Raw genomic sequence first — 23945 nt, 5'->3', positions numbered from 1 at the left:
ATAATAAAGCAGATTCTATATTTAGAATCTGCTTTATTTTATATTTTGTTATAAATTAATTTAATTTTGTTGTTACCCTTTAATTTTCAATTATATACTCATCATCATATTTATCGTATTGTAGCCCTTTCCCTATCTTTGACTCCGTAACTTGATCTCTTAAAAACGGTGCAGCATCCATTTTACTAGTTGCAATTTCAATTCCATATTTTTTCGTTAAATGAGCTAACTCTATTAAAAACCACTCTCTTCGCAATGTAACTGGAATATCCAATGTTTTTCTTTTCATATATAATAGCACCTCTTTTATTTTCATAGCTTAAAAATATCACTGGATTCACGTATTAAAACTACCTTTCGCCGCTAACATCCAATGAAACATTATAGTATATGCATGTCCATTTCAAACGTGCTATCATAAATATGATATTTAAGTTTACATAATTATATTATGTAATAGTAGAAAAGGAAGGCATGTCCCTTCCTCTTCTACTATAGAGATTTAAATTAAGAACATCTTGGTACACCTAAAGCTAAAAATAAACCTGCTACTCCCGCAGTAATCGGTACTTTTAACGTAATAACATCATCTACCTTCGTTACTAAAAAGTAAGCATTACCTTCTTGTAATATACAAGTTACCAACAATTGAAATTCCATTCAAATCTCCTCCTTTCAATCGATATACTATAATTTATGAAATCTCTTTCAAAAAGTAATAGGAAATATATCCATTTTTCCTTATATACAAAATAAATGTTTATGAGTCTATTAAAAATATTAATTTTCTAAATTTATACAAAACGTGTGATATCCAATAAATTCCTATATAATCAATAAGAAGAACCTTACAAATGGAGGTATGAAAATGTCAATTTTAAGTAATATTGGTGCAGCTTTATTTTTTATTGCTTTTATTCTTTTAATCTTATGTATCATTTCATTCTTTAAGAAAAATGGAAAAGCAAAACAATATGGACGTCCTACCGTTATTCTTTTTATGATTTCTATTATATTAATAACGGCTGGTACAACAAAATCGGAACACCCCGTCGTCGAGTTTTTTTTCTACTTTAAGTTTCATTCTATTTATATTCTTCCTTGTTCTAGCAATCTTATCTGTTATTAAGAAAACAGGTGTAGCGAAAAAACAATTTATTATTACAGCTGTATTATTTGTCATTTTTGTTGCGTTATTAGGTATTTCAGCTCCTTCTTCTGAAAAAACGACAGCAACTAGTACAAAAGTTGCCTCTAATAATGAAGAGCCAAAAGATAGCGAACAGAAAAAAGAGCTAGAAAAGAAAGAGGCGGACGAAAAAACTCAAAAGCAAGAAGATGAGAAGCGTCTAGCCGAAGAACAAGCTCGTAAGCAAGAGGATGAAAAACGTCTGGCTGATGAACAAGCTCGTAAACAACAAGAAGAGCAAAAACGTCTGGCTGATGAACAAGCTCGCAAACAACAAGAAGAACAAAAACGTCTGGCTGATGAACAAGCTCGCAAACAACAAGAAGAACAAAAAGCACAGCAAGCTCAAACACAACCAGCTAATGGTAATACTGATAGTGCATACTACAAAAATTGTGCTGCAGTTAGAGCAGCTGGGAAAGCTCCTTTACATAAAGTGCAACCAGGTTATAGCTCTCATCTTGATCGTGATGGCGATGGAATTGCATGTGAAAAATAGTAATAAAAAAGAAGCTTTTACTAAGCTTCTTTTTTATTAACGTAAAACATTACCACTTATTACTTTCCCCCGTATTTTAATAACATTCTTCTTATTATTCTCAAAAACGACACAGAATAAGTGATTTCAATCACTACATAGATTTTAATTTATCGCTATTCTTAATTCAGATATTACATTAAAATTTTATGGAGGCATTCATATGGAACATACATTTACTGAAACTTCAATTGTTGGTGAGATTGTTACACAATTTCCGAAAGCTAGTGATCTTTTTAAATTATATAGAATAGATTTTCGTTGTGGCGGTAATAAGCCACTTATTGATGCAATTCATGAAAGAAATTTATCAGCTACTGAAGTGCTTACAGAGTTAAATATGCTTTATCATAATACGAAACGATTAAATGAATCGGAAATTGATTGGAAAAATGCTTCTTATCGTGAATTGATTGATTATGTTATAAATAAGCATCACCGCTATTTAAATGAAGAATTACCGCAGTTAAGTCCATATGTGACAAAAGTATTACGTGTTCATGGGGCAAGTCAGCCTCATTTAGCTCAAATTCATAAGCTATTTCATGAACTTAAAATGGAATTAGAACAGCATTTAATTAAAGAAGAAATGGAAGATTTTCCATTAATTTTAGAATTTGAACAAAATCCAACTAATGAAAACTATGCTAAGTTACGTAAAGTAGTAAATGAACTAGAAAATGAGCACAATCATGCTGGAAATATTATAAAAGAACTTCGTAAAGTGACAAATGACTTTACTCCTCCAGAAGGTGCTTGCGGTACTTATCGACTTGTTTACCAACGCCTCGAAGCGCTAGAGTCTGATTTATTTGAGCATATTCATTTAGAAAATAATATTTTATTTCCGCGTGCCATTACGAAAGCATAAATCAAGTGCAGGACATGAGTGTAAATACTTATGGCCTGCTTTTTCGTTTCGCGAAAAATATTCACATCCCCTTCACATAAAACCGAATTTTAACAATTTGTGAATCATTATAAAAATGTGATAAATATCACATCTCCCCCTTATTTGATTTTCTATAATAAAAATATAATCCTTTGTTCAACATTTCACATAAAAAGGGGAAACGAAAATGAAAAAACGTTTAGTTATGATCGGAAATGGTATGGCTGGCATTCGCTGTATGGAAGAAATCTTAAAACATGATAGTGATTCATATGAGATTACTATTTTTGGAGATGAACCGCATCCAAACTACAACCGCATTATGCTCTCTCATGTTTTACAAGGCAAAACAAATATGCAAGATATCATTATGAATGAATACAGTTGGTATGAAGAAAACGAAATAACCTTGTATACGAATGAAAGAGTGCAAAGTATTAATCGAGAAGAAAAAATTATTATTACAGAAAAGAAGCGTACTCTTACATACGACAAGCTCATTATCGCAACAGGTTCTAGTGCTTTTATTTTACCTGTTGAAGGTTCCGCACTTTCTGGTGTAACAGGATTTCGAACTATTGAAGATACACAATTTATGATAGATACCGCTAAAGAAAAGAAAAAGGCCGTTGTCATTGGTGGCGGGTTACTCGGTTTAGAAGCCGCAAGAGGTCTAATTGATTTAGGAATGGACGTACATGTTGTTCATTTAATGCCTAGCTTAATGGAGCAACAACTAGATACGAAAGCAGCTGCTCTTCTGCGTGAAGATTTAGAAGCACAAGGCATGAAGTTTTTAATGGAAAAGAAAACTGTAAAAATTCTTGGTACAGACCATGTTGAGGGCATTCAATTTGAAGACGGTGAAGTTGTAGATTGTGATTTAATCGTAATGGCTGTCGGAATACGCCCAAATACGCAAATAGCAAAAGATGCTGGTCTAATTGTAAATCGCGGTATTGTAGTCAATGACTATATGCTAACAAATGATGAGTCCATTTATGCAGTTGGAGAATGTGCAGAGCATGACGGTATCGCATATGGACTTGTTGCTCCTCTTTATGAACAAGGTGCGATATTAGCAAAACATATAACAAATTTACAAACTGATGGATATTCGGGCAGTATCGTCGGTACACAATTAAAAGTTGCTGGTTGTGATTTATTCTCTGCTGGCCAAATTTATGAAGATGATCAAACGAAAGCAATATCCATCTTTAATGAATGTAAACGTTCCTATAAAAAAGTATTAATTCGTGATAATAAAGTCGTCGGTATCGTTTTATACGGTGATACAGCTGACGGTACACGCCTCTTTAGCATGTTAAAGAAAGAAGAAGATATACAAGAATATACACCAGCTTCCATTCTTCACAAAGCTGGTGAAGAATGTGAACTTGACGTTGCTATTATGAGTGCGGATGACACAATTTGCGGATGTAATGGTGTTACGAAAGGCACAATCGTTCACGCCATTTTAGAACAAGAGTTAAAGACTTTTGAAGAAGTTAAAGGCTGTACGAAAGCCGCAGGGTCTTGTGGTAAATGTCGTCCGCTTGTAGAACAAGTTTTATCTCATACACTTGGAGATGCTTTTGATGCTTCTGCGCAGTCTACCGGTATGTGCGGATGTACACCTTTATCACGTGATGAAGTCGTAGCGGCCATTCATGAGAAAGGTTTAAAATCTCCAAAAGAAGTACGAAACGTTCTTGGTTTTGTACATGAAGATGGATGTTCGAAATGTCGTCCTGCTTTAAACTACTATTTACGTATGGCGATTCCAGAAGAATATGAAGATGATAAAGCATCCCGTTTCGTGAATGAAAGAATGAATGGTAACATCCAGCACGATGGTACCTTCTCTGTTATTCCACGTATGTACGGAGGCGTTACAACAGCAGATGATTTAATGAAAATTGCTGAAGTTGCGAAAAAGTACGATGTTCCACTTGTGAAAATTACAGGTGCGAGCCGAATTGGCTTATACGGTGTTAAGAAACAAGATTTACCTAACGTATGGGCTGAATTAAATATGGCTTCTGGATATGCGTATTCAAAATCTCTTCGTAATGTAAAATCATGTGTTGGCTCTCGTTTCTGCCGTTTCGGTACGAAAGATTCATTAGGACTTGGTATGTTGCTTGAACAATCATTAGAAATGGTAGATACACCTCATAAAATGAAGATGGGTGTAACGGGCTGTCCGCGTAACTGTGCGGAAGTACTGACGAAAGATTTTGGCGTTGTTTGTGTCGAAAATGGATACCAACTTTATATTGGCGGAAATGGTGGTACGGAAGTACGCGAAGCTGATTTTGTAATGATTGTCCCTACTGAAGATGATGTCCTTCGCATCGCTACAGCTTACATGCAATATTATCGTGAAACTGGTATTTATGGAGAGCGTACTGCCTACTGGACAGAACGATTAGGCTTCGATCACATAAAGGAAATACTGCAAGATGCAAATATGGTCACTAAGTTAAATGAACGTTTCCAAAAAGCTCGTGGCACATATAAAGAAGCATGGGGACAAGCACTAGAAACGAAATCATTAAAAGCGATGTATGAAGTAGAAACTGTGAAATAAGGAGCTGTGATCTATATGATACAAACGAAAGAAAAAATAAAAGTTATGCGTGCAGAAGACCTTCCTATTCAAATCGGTAAAGAGGTACAAATGAAAGGTATGTCTATCGCCCTATTCCGCCTTTCAAATGGCGATATTCGAGCTGTAGAAAATCGTTGTCCTCATAAAAACGGGCCATTAGCGGAAGGTATTATATCTGGAGAATTCGTCTTTTGTCCACTACATGATTGGAAAATTTCACTACTAACAGGTGAAGTTCAAAAACCTGATGATGGTTGTATTCAAACGTATGAAGTAGAAGTTATTGACGGGGATATTTATATATACATGTAATTTACAAAAGGAAGCCTCCCCTGGCTTCCTTTTAAATAAAAATAGACGAGGTGCGAATATGAACGGATATGTATATTTAGTTGGTGCAGGACCAGGTGATGAAGGGCTTATTACAAAAAAAGCGATAGAGTGCTTAAATCGTGCAGATATCGTCTTATATGACCGCTTATTAAACCCTTCCTTTCTTAATTATACAAAAGAAACATGTGAACTTATTTATTGCGGAAAAATGCCAAAGAATCATACTATGCGTCAAGAAATAATTAACGCACACCTCCTTCAATTTGCGAAAGAGGGAAAAATCGTAGTCCGCTTAAAAGGCGGAGATCCATCTATTTTTGGCCGTGTTGGTGAAGAAGCAGAGACTTTAGCATCAGCAAATATTCCATATGAAATTGTACCAGGTATTACATCTAGCATCGCCGCTAGTATCTATGCAGGTATTCCCCTCACCCACCGTGACTACAGTAATAGCGTCACTTTATTAACCGGACATGCAAAAGGTCCTTTAACCGACCATGGAAAATATAATTCATCTCACAATAGCGACACAATTGCCTACTACATGGGTATAGAAAACTTACCTACAATTTGTGAAAACTTACTACAAGCAGAAAAAAAAGAAGATACGCCAGTAGCAGTCATTGAATGGGGTACAACTGGTAAACAGCGCGTTGTCACAGGGACACTGTCTACCATTGTTTCTATTGTCAAAAACGAAAATATTTCTAATCCTTCTATGACAATTATTGGTGATGTCGTTTCCTTACGGGATCAGATCGCTTGGAAAGAACGTAAACCATTACACGAGAAAAAAGTTTTATTTGCATCTGCAACGAATAAAACAAGTTCAATGAAGCAAAAGTTACAAGAAGCCGGTGCAGAAATATATCAAATTCCTACTTTCAAAAAGGTAGAATACACATTAACACTTGAACAAATCAATGAAATTTTTAACGTTAATCGTCTTGTTTTTTGTTCAGCTGAAAGTGTAGAAATATTGATGCAATCATGTAGTAAACACCAAAAAGATATTCGTTCTTTACAAGCGCAACTACAACATATGAACGTTGCCACTCAAGAAAAACTTATGCAATATGGGCTACTAAGTAAACAAGCAGAGTTCTCTTCCAATACAACAGTTTATTTAGGACGAAACATTAACCGAATTGCTGTTATTCAAGAAAAAATTGGTGCTGGTTCCTATATGATGACTCATGAGTACACAATTGATCATCGCTTCGATGAAATTCATTCACGTATGCTTTCTGAATTCTCATGGGATAGCATTGTATTTGAAGGTCGTGCTTCTATTGATACGTTTCTAGCAGAAATAAAACGCCTTGGCTTTATCAATATTCTTACTCTCCCATTCTCGTATACCGATGTTCCAACTTTATACTATGCAAATAAAGTTGGGTTTCATAACGTAGATCATCAATTACAAGAAACTCTTATGAAGAAAGACATGGTGAGACAATGAAAGGAATTGTATATGTTGGACATGGGAGCCGGCTACAAGAAGGTAATGAACAATTCATTCAATTTATTCAATCTGTTATGAAAGAGCGAAACGAAAGAATTCAAAAAATAGCTTTTCTAGAACTAACGACACCTACTATTTCGGATGCAGTTACAGAAACGATAATAGAGGGAGTAACTGAAATAATGATTGTACCTGTTTTATTATTTGCAGCAGCTCACTATAAACGTGATATTCCTTTTGAAATAGAACAACTACAAAAGAAATATCCACAAATAACATTTTCAGTTGTACCTCCTTTTAGTACACATCCACATATGGTGGAACTTGTAGTGAAAAGAATACGTGAAGCTATGCCTATGCAAAATAGTAGTATTTTACTCGTAGGACGAGGCAGTAGTGATACACAACCGATATATGAGTTACAACAAATCGGAGCAGCTATCGAACGAAAACTTGGTATGCCAGTATCCTGTTCCTTTTTAACGAAAGGAACTCCCTCTTTTACTGCCGAGCTCAAGGCTATAACATCGACTGCGTCCCATGTATATGTCATGCCATACCTTCTCTTTACCGGATTATTACTTCAAAAAATTGAATTGCATACAAAAAAATACAATCATGTTACGACTTGTAACTGTCTTCAGTTTGATACATATATGAAACTAACATTGTTAGAACGAATGGAGGAATGCATATATGTATAACATGTACCCTCTTATGTTTAATCTACAAAATAAAGTGGTTGTTATCATTGGTGGAGGTAAAATTGCATATCGAAAAGCGTCTGGATTAAAAGATACAGGCGCTTTCGTCACTGTTGTCAGCCCAGAAATTTGCGAGGAAATGAAGGAACTTTCTTATATTACTTGGAAGCAAAAAGCTTTTAGTAATGATGATATTAAAGATGCTCACCTTATTTATGCAGCTACAAATCAACACGCTGTAAATATGATGGTCAAACAGGCCGCTCATGATTTCCAGTGGGTTAACGTTGTAAGTGATGGTACAGAATCATCTTTTCACACACCTGGCGTTATAAGAAATAATGAATATGTTGTCACTATTTCAACTTCTGGTAAAGATCCATCATTTACGAAGCGTTTGAAGCAAGAACTAACATCTATATTGCCTAAACTTATAAAAAAGATTTCTCGTACACATAAATTGTAATCTATTTCTTAGTTAAAATAGTAATTACCTTTGGACAAACGTTTTTTAGGGGACGTTTGTTCTTTTTATTGTAGTTCTGTTCTTTTATTTCACAAGCAATCTATGAAGAAAATAAATGGTGTTTGCAACTTGTAAACAAATAAATTTCATGACAAGTGTAACATTACGAGCAACTCTTTCTATTCAGTTTTTATATTGGATATTCATTCAACCAAATTAGCGCTTGTTCATAATCATCAAAAAACTCCACGGATTCTTTTGTATTGGATTGTTGTAAATACTTCAGTATCTCTCCTTCTTCAAGAAGAAATGCAATTGCCTTACTATGATTCAAAATGGTTTCATTGAAGAACTTATCTTTCCATACTTTTTGAACAGAAAAATGATTTGGGGTATACCCTTTTCTATCCACCAACAATTTGTATTTCCGACCCTCAGAAATAAATTGCTGACAAACCTGCTCAAAATCATTAAACCATTCATACACATCCTCTGTATTAATCTGGCCAATTAGATGGGTAACAATCAAATCTCCTGAAACTATTGTGCTGATATTCTGTTTACTCAACTTTTAATCATCTCCCTTAGTGGCAATTATGCATAAAATTCTTACTTGACACTCCCACCCCATCGCTATCACCCTAAGCTCATATAACTTTAATTATAAGCGAGATTGTGTCTTTTTTTCGCAAGTCTATATGTAAATACTGTAAAGATTTCCATACGAAATAAACCCTAATAAGTTTCTTTTTTTGAGTTAAGTCACTAGATTTTGAAACATGGTACAATTGTAAACGACACCCAATATATGAAAGACTGCTTTCTTCTCATATCTATAGGACTTCTGTCCATCATTTACCGCCTCAAATCTTTTCGTTTTTGCACGTATATTCAAAACAAAATATATGATAAATAAATAACGACAGTTACTGTAATAATGCTGAAAATTGTTGAAAATAAAACGATTTGTGCATGTAATTCAGGCTCTATTTGATATTCCATAGCAATGGTTGATGTATTTCTTGAAGTAGGAAAAGAACTTGCAATAAATAACGATTGTGCAACAATACCATCGATGTTTAGTATGTATATTACAGCAAGTGCTAATAATGGTCCCATCAGTAACCTTCCAATTAAAGCCCATGTTATGACTCGATGGAAAAAATTAAGTTTAATGTTGGATAATTGCGCCCCTAGCAATATGAGTGCTATTGCAACAAAACCATTCGCAAGCTGATTAAGAGGTAGCAAGATAGAATTAGGTATTTGAATTTTAAAAGATTGAAAGAGAACCCCTAATACGAGCGCATGAAATACAGGCAGTCTTAGAAATGATTGAATAATACCTCCGATTGTTTTTGTTGCTGATAGTAAGTTATATATCCCATATGAATAAGTTAAAAGATTCTGGAAAATCACAATAAAAATCTGAATGGAAACCCCCACTGGATTGTGACTGAAAATCAATTGACTTACTGGTAACCCATAATTACCGGAATTCATTAACGAAATGCTATTTTTTAGAGCTGCACTTTCTCCTTTTTCTAACTTTAATGTTTTTGAAATGAAATGACTTACTATGATCAGACTCAGACTATAAAGCATTAAATAGTATATTATTTGGAGCAACAAACCTGTCTCTATACTAATATCATATATATTCACAAATACAGCCGCTGGCATTAAGCAATAAGTAATAAGTGTAGAAAGCTGCTTTAAGTTAAATTGGAACTTTCTTTGTAAGATTGCACCAATTAGCATTAATATTAATATTGGTAATATTACGTCTAATATAATAAAAACAAACATGTAAAACCTCATTCTAAATATATTTTAGTTGGATTAAACACTTTACTAAATATGAATCACATTTAATCAGTCGGAAAACCCCTTCAATTCTCAATAATCAGAAAAACTTAAACCAATAATATGAAAATGTGCATCAAAAATTCTTATTTCATTTCCCTCTCCTCTCTTTTCTTTAACATACCAAATATAACTCATAAAGAAAATTATGGATTATTTATACAAATTCATAATTCTATCTTATTGACCTAAACTATCTTCTTTATTTTAAGTATACTTTTTCACAATATCCATTAACCTTACCAAAAAATTTGGCCCTTAAAAAATCTGATAATGCAGTTACTATGCGAAGGATACTTGCATCAATCCTATACTTGTCGCTTAAACTACCTAACACACCTGATACTTGTTTATCTTGAGTGGACTTATATTTTTTTCATCTAAACATCCCGATTCAATTAAATATTTGCATTCTAAAAATGAGTTCGATCTTTAGAATAGATTTAAGATTTCCTTAATTAATCTGCCCTTTAATTGAATAACTTTTGACATCTTCATTTTAAAAGCACATTCTTATAGAAAACAAGCGTTTATTGAGAGATCAATAAAAACATGTTGAAGCCTATTACTAAAAGAACCATCCCAAAATACTTTGGGATGGTTCTTTTTCCTTATTAATGATTCTTTAACATCACTAACAGCTTTTCTTGACTATACATCCACACTGTAATGATTAAACAAGCAAGTGCGACTTCTGATAATGCCATAAATCCAATTGCATAATGGCCTGTTAGTTGGAATAGTAATGTTAAAATTAGGGGCGGGAAGAACCCTCCTAGTCCGCCTAAAGCTGAAACGAGTCCATTTACAATACCTGCTTGTTCTGAGAAGTACATTGGAACGAGTTTAAAGATTGTACCATTACCAATGCCTGCACAAAATGCGACTAGTAAGCAACCAAATGTATACACGTTCATACTAGGCATGAATGATAAAATAATACCTGAAAGTGTTAAACCGATAAATACGAAGATTAATATTTTAAATGGATTAAACTTATCTCCGAGCCAACCACCAATCGGACGCATAATTGTTGCGAGTACGATGAATCCTGCAGTTCGCACACCAGCATCTACTTTCTCTAATCCGAAGTGAGATACTAAAAAGTTTGGTAAGTATACTGTAAATGCGACAAATGATCCGAATGTTAAAAAGTAAAAGATACATAAAAACCAAAGTTTCTCATTTTTATATACACCTTTTATTTGTTCCATTAATGGTGTATTCACCTTTTTCTCCTTACGATCACCTAATAAAAAGTTCATAAGTGCAAATGCTGCAAGTAAAACTAAATAACATTGTACTGTCGTTCTCCAGCCAACTGAAGTTGCGATAACAGGCGCTAAAAATGAAGTAATTGCTGTTCCGGCGTTACCGACACCGTAAATACCATTTACAAAACCATGACTCTCTTTCGGAAAGTATTTTGGTAAAGAAGTTACTCCTACAGAGAATACAGCACCACCGATTCCTACAAATAATCCACCAATAATTAAATCCATCATAGACTTGGCAACACTAATATAAAAGACAGGAAGTAATAATAGAATAAAACTAATAAAGAATAATTTTCTTGCTCCGAAACGATTTGTCCAATAACCAATTGGAATGCGAAGAACAGAACCTAAAATAACGGGTACTGCTGTGACCATAGAAATTTGCCCCGCAGTTAATGGGATATCCACTTTAATATAAGGCATTAATGATGATAAAATGACCCATACCATAAAACCTATAATTAGATTAGAAGTTTGTAAACTTAATTGAAAATTAGGACTTTTCATCCTGTTCCCTCCTATGTATGCATAGTTATATTCATTCTCTCCAGCCTAATCACGTCGTAACATGATTAGGTCGAAAAGAATCAACCACCACTTACTGGCGGAATCATCGCCACAGTATCACCAGTTTGAATGATGTCATTCTCATTTGCATACTCTTCATTTATAGCTACCATGATTTCATTTGAAATCGCTACGTTGTATTTCTTAATGAGTACCTTCTTTAGTTCAGCAACTGTAATATTTTCACAATCGATTTGTAATGCTGGCTTACTTACTTCTTCTTGTAAATGTGCAAATAATAGTACTTCAATCATATTCTCATCTCCTCTTCAGGCTCACCATTCTCATATGCTACATTCTCTAACTGATCACCAATCCATGATTCACCATCTTCCCAAAATTCTTTCTTCCAAATTGGAACGATTTGTTTTATACGCTCCATAATATATTCGTTCGCCTCATAGGCTGCTTTCCGGTGTGGTGTAGAAACAGCGACGACAACAGCAAGATCAGAAATTTGTAATGTACCAATGCGATGTGTAATGGCGACAAATGTCCCAGGCCACCTCTCTCCTACTTCAGTACCAATTCTCTCAAGTTGTTTTTCTGCCATTGTTTTATATGCTACATACTCTAAATGTAGCGTACGACGTCCTTTCGTAAATTCTCTAACAGTACCAACGAAAGTAGTAACTGCGCCACACTCACGACGAATTACTTTGTTTGTAACTTCCTCAATTGAAATAGGTGTATCAATTACTTCATAATACGTTTGTATCATTTTGCACCTCTTATCTTTGTATAAGTTAGTAATCTATTTTTCTATTATTTGTATGATCGAAGTGGTTCTTCCCAAGGCCACTCACTTCCAGCGTTTGATTCTAATAACAGTACCGAAACAGTTATTCCTGCTTCAAATCCTCTCGTTCCTCCCGGCAGGACGATAAATGCGTTCGCCTCTGCAAGTGAAGAAATTGCACTAGATTTATCTAAACCAACTGGTATAGCTTGCAATGTTCCATCTACAATTTCCACTTTCCCTCTTACAAATCGAGTAAATGGATTTGCTTTCGGAAAGTCTTTTTGTAATATTGCCTCTGCACGAAATACGTGCGGATTTTTCTTATACAAGTATGTTCGAATAACTGGCCGAACAAATAATTCACAACCGACATAGCAAGCAGAAGGATTACCAGATAAACCAAATAGTAGTTTTCCTTCTACCTCAGCTACAGTTGTCACACTTCCTGGTCGCATCGCTATTTTGTTAAAAAGTACATTAGCTTGTAACCTCTTATGAATAGCAGGTAAATAGTCATAATCTCCTACCGAAACGCCACCAGTTGTAATTAAAATATCGACTTCTTTCATCGCTTTTTTTACAGTGTTATAACACGTCTCTAAATCGTCAGCGAATTGCCCATAATACTGTACAACTCCGCCGGCTCGTTCAATTTGAGCAGCAATCATATAAGAATTACTATTTCGAATCTTTCCTAGCTTTAATTGTTCATGTACTTCGAGCAGTTCGCTTCCTGTCGTTACAATTCCAATAACCGGCTGTTTTATAACATGTACGGAACTATAACCAAACGTAGCAAGAAGCGCTGCTACTCCAGGATTAATAACAGTCCCTTTTTTCACAAGGATGCTATTTTGGTTTACATCTTCTCCTTTAAAAGAAATGTTATCGCCAGAAGAGAAAGAACGTTTTAATACCATATAAATCTTTTCGTTTTCTTCAAATCCTTCCGTTAGCTCTAACATAACAACCGCATTACACCCTTCCGGAATTGCGGCACCTGTCATAATACGGACAGCTTGAAATTCTTTCACTTCTTCTGTAAAAACAAAGCCTGCTCCAATTTCGCCAATTACTTCAAATTGAATGGGGTTACTACTACTCGCTTCTTTTGTATCTTCCGCTCGAATCGCAAACCCGTCGTACGGAGAGCGATCAAAATGCGGAACATCATGATCTGCAATAACATCTTCTCCAAGTGTTCTACCGTAGCTTTCTATAAGAGAAACCTTTTCCATTTCACCTTGGTAGGCATATTTCATTACACGAGCAACTGCTTCTGCTACTGGAATTGGTATACGTTTATCTAACATTCTTTTTTCACCTCGTTTTAATAAGGAAAAAACGATTTTTCTGTTCATCCTATATATTTGGCGTATAATCGTTTTGCTATTTTTACATCATTTGTCCCATGAATAAATGCCCTACCGTCTATAAATAAAACAAAACGATATTCATCAACTAGAAATGATAGTAAGTAAGGCGTTTTTTTAACATGTACACTTTTTTGTAATCGTTTTTGAATTTCGGTTAAATTAAGATTTCTCTTTATTCCTGAACGGATTTGAACTGTATTCCGTCCGCATAACACTTCCGTTTTCATTTGCGCTTCAAATATTAGGCTTGGATACGTTCGTGATTTCCCACAAGAAGGACATGTACTTTTCTTCTGTCTATTTACTTTTAATGAGAGATATTGATTGTTCCAAATATCAAATGACAACATCGTCCCTCTTAATGATTCATAATCACCCACCAATATTTTCATCGCCTCTGTAACTTGGTGAGCAACGACCATTTGTACAGCTGGCTGAATGATTCCGGCTGTATCGCATGTTGCACCGCCCATAGGATGATCCATTAGACAGCGAAAACATGGTGTTTTCCCAGGAAGAATTGTATACGTTACACCGTAACTCCCAATGCATCCGCCATATATCCAAGGTATATTTTCTTTTTGTGAAATGTCATTTATAAGTAGACGCGTATCGAAATTGTCAGTCGCATCTAATATGAGATCCATATCTTTTGTTAACTCTTCTATTTCTCGCATTGTGACATCTGTTACAACTGGTACAATTTCCACTTCAGAATTAATCTTTCTTACATGTTCTGCTGCTGCAATTGCTTTTGGTTTACACTGCTGCGCATCTTCTTCTGTATATAACTGCTGCCGCTGTAAATTACTCCATTCGACGTAGTCACGATCAGCAATTGTCAATTTCCCAATTCCCATCCTAGCAAGTGCTTCTGCATTCGCAGCTCCTAGCGCACCCGCACCGATTAGGAGCACATGCTTTTCTCTTATTTTTCTTTGTCCCATTTCACCAATTCCAGAAAACAACACTTGTCTTGAATAACGCTCTTGCATAAGAAATCCTCCTTTCACTATCCACCAATGTAAGACATTTCAACTTTTGGACGTTTACTTGTATTCTCAACCGTTCTTTCATCTGAATATCGATCTGTTCTATATCGCCATGTATCATTTAAAATTTTTAATAGTGATGCATCAGAAATATTTTCTCGAAGAAGCGTTCGCAAATCCGTTCCTTTCGCTCCAAATAGGCACGTGAAAAACTTGCCGTCTGCCGAAATACGAGCTCTCGTACAAGAAGAACAAAATGACTCAGAAACAGAAGTAATAAATCCAACTTCTGCATTACTCCCTACATATCGATACAATTTCGCAACCTCTCCAAAATAACGAGGCTGAGCGGGCTCAATTGGATATACACGATTAATTTTCTCTATTAATTGTTCCTTCGTAATGACTTCTTCAAAATTCCATCCGTTTGTACTGCCTACATCCATAAACTCAATGAAACGGAGCTGAATTTCTTTTTCTTTAAAATAACGAGCCATATGAAGAATTTGACTATCATTCATCCCTTTTTTTACGACCATATTTACCTTTACTTCTAATCCAGCAGCATTTGCTGCTTCTATTCCTTTCAGTACAGGTTTTGTACTTACATTTCTTCCGTTAATTTTTTTGAAGACATGGTCCTCTATCGCATCTAAACTAATATTTACACGTTTTAATCCCGCGTCTTTTAGCGCCTTAGCTTGTTTTGCTAAATGAATTCCGTTTGTTGTGAGTCCAATGTCTTTTAAGCCTTCTAGATTTGTAAGTCTTGCAATTAATTTCGGTAAGTCTTTACGCAATAAAGGTTCACCGCCAGTAAGCCTAATTTTATTAACTCCCATACTTATAAATAATCTAGCTAACCTTTCTATTTCATTAAATGTTAATAAACACTCTTTCTGTAAAAAAGCATAATCAGGTCCGAACACTTCAGCAGGCATACAATATGTGCACCTAAAATTACAACGATCAATAACTGAAATGCGTAAATCTTGAAGTGGCCGCTTTAAAGAATCTTTCATGTTCTCGTGCATCTATATCCCTTCTTTTCTGCTGCAATCCTTAGTAAGCTTTCATTTTTTTATTTGCCTTCATTATAAAAAAGAAGCTACATATTCAATGTGACTTTTCTCACATCACTTTCCCCATTCAAAAAATTTTCACAAATCCGTTCGCATTTTGTTCACATCTTTAGCCACTCCTCCTTACGGTCATTGAAATTTCAATTTATTTTTAAATAGCTCTTGCATTTTCATCATACTTACACTCAAAATAGGAAATGTATTGCTTATAAGAAGAAAGGTGATCACTGTGGCAAACAGTATGACATTATCTCAAGATTTAAAAGAATTACTTGCATCTGTTGAATATAAAATGCAGATAAAAAAAGGTAGTTTTATTTTTCAAGAAGGTATGGAGGCAACAGAACTCTATATCATTCACTCAGGGAAAGTACAAATTGGTAAACTTAGTGCTGACGGACAAGAATTAACACTTCGAATTTGTTCGGAATATGACATTATTGGAGAATTAACATTGTTCACGGATAATGCAAAATATTTATTAAACTCAAAATGTCTTGAAGATGTTGAAGTAGGTGTAATAAAACGTGAAGCGTTAGAAAAAGCATTACTCCAAAAACCCGCTCTTGTATTTGAATTTATGAAATGGATTAGTGAACATTTAAGAAGAATGCAACCGAAGTTCCGAGATTTAGTATTACACGGCAAAAAAGGTGCCCTGTACTCTACTCTTATACGAATGACAAATAGTTACGGTGTATTAAAAGAAAATGGTATTCTCATCGATTTACCATTAACGAATCAAGAACTCGCTAATTTCTGTGCAACTTCACGTGAAAGTGTAAATCGAATGTTAAATGAATTAAAAAAGCAAGGTACAATTTCAATTCATAAAGGAAAGATTACAATCCACGATTTACAATTTTTAAAATGTGAAATTGCTTGTGAAGATTGCTCTGCTTCTGTTTGTAGCATTGATTAGCATCTTATTTAGATGCTAATCTTTTTTCAATTTAAACTACTTATTAACATTTATTCCCTATGTAAACAAAAACGAGGCCTTCCATATTAGACCTCGTTTCGTTTTAACCATTAGCTCCTATCCGTTTACTGCAGTATTATTTTTTCAACTCATTAGGAATACGTCTTCTGTAAATCACATAACTACGGCTTACATATTTAATTGGGGCACTAAATACATGTACAAGTCTTGTAAATGGCCACACTGCGAAAAGCCCCATCCCTGCGAGAATGTGAATTTTAAACCATATTGGTACTTCCATCATATATTCAACTTTCGGTTGGAAAATAAAGAGACTTCGGAACCAAGGGCCAATCGTTGTACGATAATCAAATCCTTTTGAATCGATATTTAAAAATGTTGAGGAAAGTCCTGCTAGCATTACGATAAGTAATAAAATAAGCGCAATATAATCTCCCTTTGTACTCGTTGCAATGATACGTTTTACAGTTACGCGGCGGTACGTTAATATAATTAAACCGCTAATAGAAGCAACACCTGCCGGAAGCCCAAAACTAATTGCTACTACATGATACATATGCTCAGAAATACCTACTGAACGGTATACAGCTTCTGGAATTAAAATCCCCATAACATGACCGCCAATTACGAACATGATCCCAAAGTGAAATAATAGACTTCCGAGTCGGAGCATTTTCTTTTCTAATAGTTCACTAGATTTTGATGTCCATCCAAATTGATCATAGTTGTATCTAAAAATATGTCCACCGATAAAGATTGCAAAAATGATATAGGGAAACAATACCCATAGAAATTGATCCATCATTTTAACAACTCTCCTTTCTAATTTGTCTGTACACCCCATGTTTCGATAGCGAGTAGAACAGCCGCAAGAATTGGTTCATACATACTGTCTGCTTCTTTTAATTGAACGTGTAACGCTTGTATATTCTCCGTGTATTTACTCATAATTGGTTCACTGTCTATCTCATTTGCATTTGCACAGAACTCAAGCAATAGCGGTAAATAATCAGGTAATTCTTTATCTGTTACTTCAAAACCAGATTTTTTATAATGCTGTTTTAACTCCAGTAATTCAATACCTCTTTCTCTTTGTTCACCAGTGTTCATATAAGTAAGATACATATTTGTTTTCTTACCAAAATCGAATGTATATACGTAACTATCAATGCGTTGATCATTCGTTTTATCTAGCACTTGCTTTATAAAGGCTGTAAGTGACGCTTTAACGTCTTCCTGTTCTATTGTTTCAACCTCTTCTTGCAATTCAGTTACAGCTTCTCTCCACCCTAGTTCAGGATAGGAGAGAAGAAAAGAAGAACAAGAAAAAGCTGTTTGTAAACTTTGTCTCATAATTTTCTGCCCCCTTTATTTAAGAAATTGTCATACAAGAGCCTGGACCACCTGTGAATGATAAACCACAGCTTCCTTGTTCGCTATATAAATCTGCCACTTGTTCACGGTGAGATGTCGGGATAACGAAGCGATCTTTATATTTCGCAATGGCAAGAAGACGATACATATCTTCTACATCCTGTTTCGTTAAACCAAGTTCTTTTAATACAGCTTCATTTGGCTCTTTATTAATTTGCAGTGCTCTCATATATGTTCGCATAACAGCCATTTTTTTCAATGTAAGACGAATGTGTGATTCATCCCCTGCAGTGAGTAAATTCGCTAAATATTGAATTGGAATACGCATATTATCAATTGCAGGGAAAACCTCTTCTGCTTGCCAGTTACTACCTTTCCCTTCCACCATGTTCATAATTGGGCTAAGCGGAGGGATATACCAAACCATCGGCATTGTACGATACTCCGGGTGAAGAGGCAGAGCAATTTTCCAATCGATAATCATTTTATAGATAGGTGAATGTTGTGCTGCTTTAATCCATTCTTCAGGAATGCCTTGTTTTTTCGCTTCAGCTGCTATTTCTGGATCATTTGGATCTAGGAAAACAGTAAGCTGAGATTCATATAAATCTTTTTCGTCTTCAACAGAAGCTGCTTCTTTTACTTTATCAGCGTCATATAGCATTACTCCAATATACCTGATACGTCCTACACATGTTTCTGAACAAATTGTTGGCATACCAGCTTCAATACGTGGGAAGCACATTGTACATTTTTCAGCTTTATTCGTTTGCCAGTTAAAATACACTTTTTTATATGGACAAGATGATACGCAGAATCTCCATGCGCGACATGCATTTTGATCTACAAGAACAATTCCATCTTCTTCACGCTTATACATCGCACCAGATGGACAAGATGATACGCAAGATGGATTCATACAATGTTCACATATGCGTGGTAAATACATCATAAAGACGTTTTCAAAATCTGTTTTAATTTCTTCTTCCATTTTCTTTACGTTTGGATCTTGCAATCCAGTTATATGTCCGCCTGCTAAGTCATCTTCCCAGTTTGGACCCCATTCAATTTTGTCGATAAATTCGCCTGTAATTGCTGATTTCGGACGAGCAACTGGCTGATGCTTACGCTGCGGACTATTTGTTAACGTTTCATAATCATAGTTCCAAGGTTCAAAGTAATCATCAATCGTTGGTTGATCTGGATTGTGGAAAATATTCATAAGACGTTTCATTTTCGAACCGGATTTTAGCTGAATTTCACCATTTTTCAATTCCCAGCCGCCTTTATATTTCTCCTGATCTTCCCATTGTTTCGGATAACCAATACCTGGTTTCGTTTCTACGTTATTGAAATACATATATTCAGCACCTGGACGATTTGTCCAGGTGTTTTTGCATGTTACGCTACAAGTATGACAGCCGATGCATTTATCTAGGTTCATTACCATTCCGACTTGTGCTTTAATCTTCAAGCCAATCTACCTCCTTCAGTTTACGGATTACAACATTTAAATCACGCTGGTTCCCAGTTGGACCATAATAGTTAAATCCATAACTTAATTGACCATATCCACCAATCATATGTGTCGGTTTTACGTGAATTCGAGTTGGACTATTATGCGTTCCCCCGCGATTACTTGTTAATTTCGTACCAGGTACATTAATGTGACGATCTTGCGCATGATGCATAAATGCCATTCCTCTCGGTATACGGTGCGTTACAACAGCACGCGCTACAACAACACCGTTACGATTAAAGCACTCAATCCAATCATTATCTGCAACACCCGCTTCAGCAGCGTCCTCTTTATTCATCCAAACAGTTGGACCACCTCTAAATAGCGTTAACATCGGTAATGAATCGAAGTACATACTATGAATCGACCACTTATTATGCGGTGTTAAATAGTTTAATGTAATTTCTTTCCCTTCTACTTCAGGTCGTGATTTACGGAACGGTTTATGTTGCAGAATTGGTTTAAATGTTGCCATCGTCTCACCAAATTCTTTCATCATGTCATGGTCTAAGTAGAAAGATTGTCGACCAGTTATCGTTCTCCAAGGGATGAGACGTTCCACATTTGTTGTAAACGGTGAGTAACGTCGTCCACCTTTTTCTGAACCTGTAAAGGCCGGAGAAGTAATTACTGTTTTCGGTTGTGCTGTAATTTGTTCGAATGTAAAGCATTCTTCTTCACGTTCTTCTGCTAAATCACGTAGTTTTAAATCTGTTTGTTTTTCAAGTGCTTCCCATGCTTTTACTGCCATATGACCGTTTGTTGTAGAAGATAGTGTTAATACCGCTTCAGCAGCATTGATTGCTTCTTTGATGTCTGGACAACCTTTCGCGATAGAATCCGTTCGAACGACTCCTAATTTGCTCTTTAATTGCTCATACTCTTTTTCTGCTGACCAAGAAATCCCTTTCGTACCAATCGGTTGTTTTCCGGCATTTGGTCCAAGCGCAGTCATTTTGTCATAAATCGTTTTATAATCCCTTTCAACAACGTGAATTTGTGGCATCGTTTTACCCGGGATTGGTTCACATTCACCTTTACTCCAATCTTTAATCTTGCCAAGTGGTTGCGCTAATTCTTGCGGTGTATCATGAAGAAGTGGTGTTGCAACAACTTCTTTCATTGATTCAAGATCAATTTTCTTCGCTAAATCTGACACAGCTTTAGAAAGTAAAGTGAAAATATCCCAGTCAGAGCGCGCTTCCCACGGTGAACCGATTGCCGGATTAAATGGATGTACAAATGGATGCATATCTGTACTGCTTAAATCGTGTTTTTCGTACCAAGTTGAAGCAGGTAAGACGATATCAGAATACAGTGCTGTTCCAGCCATACGGAAATCTAAATTAATGAGTAAATCAAGCTTCCCTTCTGGCGCTTCTTCATGCCACTTTATTTCTTCTGGTCGTAATGAATCACTGTCGTCATTCATTAACCCGTTTGTTGTACCTAATAAATGTTTTAAGAAATATTCATGTCCTTTACCAGAACTCGAAATTAAATTTGCACGCCATACGAATAAGTTGCGCGGGAAGTTGTTTTTGTTATCAGGATCTTCAATTGCGAATTTCAGTTCTTTTTCTTTTAGTTTTTGCGCAACGTATTTTCCGATTTCTTCTTGCGTTGTTGCACCAGCAGCAACAGCCTCTTTATATAATTCAATTCCATTTTTCTCGAATGTTGGATAAGAAGGTAACCAGCCAAGTCGTGCAGCTAATACGTTGTAATCACCGTGATGTTGATAACGAGAGTTACCTTCAACTGGTGATGCTAAATGTCCAACAGGTGTATCTTCATAACGCCATTGATCTGTTACGAAATAGAAGAAGGATGTACCGTTTTGTAATTTCGGTGGACCTTGCCAATCTTTTGCCATCGCGATTGTTTGCCATCCTTCTGCTGGTCTTAATTTTTCTTGACCAACATAATGAGCCCAACCACCGCCGTTTACACCTTGTGCTCCAACGAGAAGAACAAGATTTAAAACGGCGCGATAAATCGTATCAGAGTTAAACCAATGGTTAATACCTGCTCCAACAATTATCATTGAGCGACCATTCGTATCAACAGCATTTTGTGCGAACTCACGAGCGATTTGAATAATAAGCTCACGTTTTACACCTGTCATTTTCTCTTGCCATGCAGGTGTAAACGGTATGTCATCATTGAAGTCTTTTGGTCCTTGTCCGCCAAGCCCTCGGTTCACACCATAATTTGCTAACGTTAAGTCGTATACAGTTGTAACGAACAATTCGCCCTCTTCTGTCATAACCTTTTTCACTGGAATCGTACGTTCTAATATTTTGTTTCCATCATCAGAGAAGTACGGAATTTGTACAGTTTGAACACTATCCTCCATTCCAAGTAAAGAAAGACGTGGATCAATCTTTTCACCTGTTTCTTCATCTTCTAAACGCAAGTTCCATTTCTTTTCATTATCCCAACGTGATCCCATTGTGCCGTGAGGTGTTGCAAAATCATTCGTATTCTCGTTCCAAAGAACAGGTTTCCATTCCCCTAACTTCGTTTCTCGTCCAATATCAGAAGCATTTAAGAACCGATCAGCAACGAATTGATCTCCTTTTTGTTTCAATGTGACGAAGAAAGGAAAATCAGTATATTGCTTCGCATAATTTGTGAAATATTCCACTTGATTATCTACGTAAAATTCTTGTAAGATTACGTGCCCCATTGCCATCGCAAGTGCACCGTCTGTACCTTGTTTCACACTAATCCAATCATCCGCAAACTTTGTTGATTCAGCGAAATCAGGACTGACAGAAACGACTTTCGTTCCTTTATATCGAACCTCTGCTAAAAAGTGTGCATCTGGTGTTCTCGTCATTGGTACATTTGAACCCCATGTCATAATGTAACCAGAGTTATACCAGTCACTACTTTCTGGTACATCTGTTTGATCGCCCCAAATTTGAGGAGAAGCTGGTGGTAAATCCGCATACCAATCATAGAAGCTAAGCATCGGTCCACCCATAAGTTGCATAAAGCGACTACCAGCAGCATGACTTAACATCGACATAGCTGGAATTGGTGAAAAGCCAACATTTCGGTCTGGACCGTATTTCATTACTGTGTACAGTAAAGAAGCTGAAACGAGTTGTAACACTTCATCCCAATTCGTACGAATGAATCCCCCTTTACCACGCGCCTGCTTATACGTACGTGCCTTTTCACGGTTTTCCACAATGCTTTTCCAAGCCTCTAATGGTGACTCGTTATTTTGCAATTCTTCTTGCCACATATTCCAAAGAACACCACGTACATACGGGTATTTCACACGAAGTGGACTATAAATGTACCAAGAAAAACTTGCTCCACGTGGGCATCCTCGCGGTTCAAAATCTGGCATATCAGGACCTGTAGTCGGATAGTTAAGCTCCTGCCCTTCCCAAGTTACAATTCCATCTTTCACATATATATTCCAGCTACATGAACCAGTACAGTTCACGCCGTGTGTAGAACGAATTACTTTATCATGCTGCCAACGCTTTCTGTACACATTTTCCCATTCGCGATCTTCATATGTTTCTTGTGTATGATTATCGTTATAACGATCTATTGGTGAAAAATATTTTAAACGTCTCATTAGTGCTGAAGTTTTTTTCTTCATACTGTTCACTCCTTTAATACGTCTCTCTTACATACCCTTACTATAAGAGAGGTTGTAAAATACAGATGTGACATTTCGCACAGTTCAAGAGATTGTCAAAAATTCCGGAAAAAATATAAAAAAGTGAACATCTAATCAGTGTGGAGGGCTCACATCCTTCACTGACTGTTAAATTACTTCCTTGCTTCTAGCAAAGTTTAAGATGAAGTACAGATAATAATGAGCTTGCAAAAAATTTCTTATATAATAGAGACAGTAATTTGGGAGTAGTTAAATTTAATATACCTAAATCGTTAAATGAGTTAATAAATGAAAATACAATACTTTAAATCCACCATATCAAGGGCAACTATCCTGAAAATAGTTGAACAAAAAACG

The 23945-nt window shown here is 35.8% G+C and carries 21 protein-coding genes and 2 pseudogenes; 8 read left to right on the top strand and 15 right to left on the bottom strand.

The annotated features are described in order from the left end of the window. Nucleotides 1-79 precede the first annotated feature (79 nt). Nucleotides 80-289: a hypothetical protein gene (locus tag MR169_RS19670; RefSeq protein ID WP_000824207.1), complete on the bottom strand. Its 210-nt coding sequence runs from the start codon at nt 287-289 to the stop codon at nt 80-82. A gap of 218 nt (nt 290-507) precedes the next feature. After that, nucleotides 508-660 (bottom strand): exosporium protein ExsG, encoded by a 153-nt coding sequence (gene exsG / locus MR169_RS19665; RefSeq protein WP_000395679.1) that lies wholly within the window; start codon nt 658-660, stop codon nt 508-510. Between the two features lie 208 nt (nt 661-868). Here exsG and MR169_RS19660 point away from each other — a divergent pair. The 7 genes and pseudogenes from MR169_RS19660 (at nt 869) to MR169_RS19630 (ending at nt 8201) form a co-directional block, all read left to right on the top strand. Beyond that, nucleotides 869-1688: pseudogene (locus tag MR169_RS19660) on the top strand (excalibur calcium-binding domain-containing protein). A 202-nt stretch (nt 1689-1890) separates the two neighbouring features. Further along, nucleotides 1891-2598, top strand: a complete 708-nt coding sequence (ric, locus tag MR169_RS19655; protein ID WP_242319876.1) for an iron-sulfur cluster repair di-iron protein — start codon at nt 1891-1893, stop codon at nt 2596-2598. 208 nt (nt 2599-2806) lie between these two features. After that, on the top strand, nt 2807-5212 hold the full coding sequence (gene nirB / locus MR169_RS19650; protein WP_242319875.1) for an NADPH-nitrite reductase large subunit: 2406 nt from the start codon (nt 2807-2809) through the stop codon (nt 5210-5212). Between the two features lie 15 nt (nt 5213-5227). Continuing rightward, nucleotides 5228-5545, top strand: a complete 318-nt coding sequence (gene nirD, locus MR169_RS19645; protein ID WP_000616686.1) for a nitrite reductase small subunit NirD — start codon at nt 5228-5230, stop codon at nt 5543-5545. Nucleotides 5546-5603: 58 nt separating this feature from the next. After that, complete coding sequence (locus MR169_RS19640; protein WP_242319874.1) at nt 5604-7028, top strand: uroporphyrin-III C-methyltransferase; 1425 nt, start codon at nt 5604-5606, stop codon at nt 7026-7028. Next, a complete protein-coding gene (locus MR169_RS19635) occupies nt 7025-7735 on the top strand; it encodes a sirohydrochlorin chelatase (protein WP_000676476.1) in 711 nt (236 codons plus the stop codon). The genes MR169_RS19640 and MR169_RS19635 overlap by 4 nt, the downstream gene beginning before the upstream one ends. Continuing rightward, nucleotides 7728-8201, top strand: a complete 474-nt coding sequence (locus MR169_RS19630; RefSeq protein ID WP_000282595.1) for a precorrin-2 dehydrogenase — start codon at nt 7728-7730, stop codon at nt 8199-8201. Before MR169_RS19635 ends, MR169_RS19630 begins: the two co-directional genes overlap by 8 nt. Before the next feature lie 190 nt (nt 8202-8391). Here the strand turns inward: MR169_RS19630 and MR169_RS19625 are convergent, their stop codons facing one another. From MR169_RS19625 to moaA, 9 genes and pseudogenes are all read right to left on the bottom strand, one after another. Beyond that, a complete protein-coding gene (locus MR169_RS19625) occupies nt 8392-8769 on the bottom strand; it encodes an STAS/SEC14 domain-containing protein (protein WP_000043362.1) in 378 nt (125 codons plus the stop codon). Between the two features lie 323 nt (nt 8770-9092). Further along, the gene (locus MR169_RS19620; RefSeq protein ID WP_000497508.1) at nt 9093-10010 is read right to left on the bottom strand and encodes an AEC family transporter; all 918 of its coding nucleotides are present in this window, start codon (nt 10008-10010) and stop codon (nt 9093-9095) included. A gap of 304 nt (nt 10011-10314) precedes the next feature. Beyond that, a pseudogene (locus tag MR169_RS19615) lies at nt 10315-10443 on the bottom strand (PspC domain-containing protein); the annotation flags it as partial. A 238-nt stretch (nt 10444-10681) separates the two neighbouring features. After that, nucleotides 10682-11851 (bottom strand): nitrate transporter NarK, encoded by a 1170-nt coding sequence (gene narK, locus MR169_RS19610; RefSeq protein WP_242319873.1) that lies wholly within the window; start codon nt 11849-11851, stop codon nt 10682-10684. 80 nt (nt 11852-11931) lie between these two features. Further along, nucleotides 11932-12165, bottom strand: a complete 234-nt coding sequence (moaD, locus tag MR169_RS19605) for a molybdopterin converting factor subunit 1 (RefSeq protein WP_000573682.1) — start codon at nt 12163-12165, stop codon at nt 11932-11934. Further along, complete coding sequence (locus tag MR169_RS19600) at nt 12162-12632, bottom strand: molybdenum cofactor biosynthesis protein MoaE (RefSeq protein WP_000616829.1); 471 nt, start codon at nt 12630-12632, stop codon at nt 12162-12164. The genes moaD and MR169_RS19600 overlap by 4 nt, the downstream gene beginning before the upstream one ends. 44 nt (nt 12633-12676) lie before the next feature. Continuing rightward, nucleotides 12677-13966, bottom strand: a complete 1290-nt coding sequence (locus tag MR169_RS19595; RefSeq protein WP_000884820.1) for a molybdopterin molybdotransferase MoeA — start codon at nt 13964-13966, stop codon at nt 12677-12679. A 44-nt stretch (nt 13967-14010) separates the two neighbouring features. Next, nucleotides 14011-15024, bottom strand: coding sequence for a molybdopterin-synthase adenylyltransferase MoeB (locus MR169_RS19590; RefSeq protein WP_242319872.1), 1014 nt, complete (start codon nt 15022-15024; stop codon nt 14011-14013). Between the two features lie 17 nt (nt 15025-15041). Continuing rightward, nucleotides 15042-16055, bottom strand: a complete 1014-nt coding sequence (moaA, locus tag MR169_RS19585) for a GTP 3',8-cyclase MoaA (RefSeq protein ID WP_000545033.1) — start codon at nt 16053-16055, stop codon at nt 15042-15044. A gap of 277 nt (nt 16056-16332) precedes the next feature. Between moaA and MR169_RS19580 the strand changes: the two genes are divergently transcribed. After that, nucleotides 16333-17025: a Crp/Fnr family transcriptional regulator gene (locus tag MR169_RS19580; RefSeq protein ID WP_242319871.1), complete on the top strand. Its 693-nt coding sequence runs from the start codon at nt 16333-16335 to the stop codon at nt 17023-17025. Between the two features lie 136 nt (nt 17026-17161). Here the strand turns inward: MR169_RS19580 and narI are convergent, their stop codons facing one another. Genes narI through MR169_RS19560 form a run of 4 tightly spaced genes read right to left on the bottom strand, consistent with a single transcriptional unit; the run spans nt 17162 to nt 23567 of the window. Next, entirely contained in the window at nt 17162-17851 is a 690-nt protein-coding gene (gene narI / locus MR169_RS19575) for a respiratory nitrate reductase subunit gamma (RefSeq protein ID WP_000969222.1), read from the bottom strand. Nucleotides 17852-17868: 17 nt separating this feature from the next. After that, entirely contained in the window at nt 17869-18399 is a 531-nt protein-coding gene (gene narJ / locus MR169_RS19570; protein ID WP_242319870.1) for a nitrate reductase molybdenum cofactor assembly chaperone, read from the bottom strand. Between the two features lie 19 nt (nt 18400-18418). After that, a complete protein-coding gene (gene narH, locus MR169_RS19565; protein ID WP_000692662.1) occupies nt 18419-19894 on the bottom strand; it encodes a nitrate reductase subunit beta in 1476 nt (491 codons plus the stop codon). Beyond that, nucleotides 19884-23567, bottom strand: coding sequence for a nitrate reductase subunit alpha (locus MR169_RS19560; RefSeq protein WP_242319869.1), 3684 nt, complete (start codon nt 23565-23567; stop codon nt 19884-19886). The genes narH and MR169_RS19560 overlap by 11 nt, the downstream gene beginning before the upstream one ends. Between the last annotated feature and the right edge of the window lie 378 nt (nt 23568-23945).

This window comes from Bacillus cereus group sp. BfR-BA-01349 (assembly GCF_022663795.1).
Classification (GTDB): domain Bacteria; phylum Bacillota; class Bacilli; order Bacillales; family Bacillaceae_G; genus Bacillus_A; species Bacillus_A cereus.
This window is presented reverse-complemented; position numbering and strand designations above follow the sequence as displayed.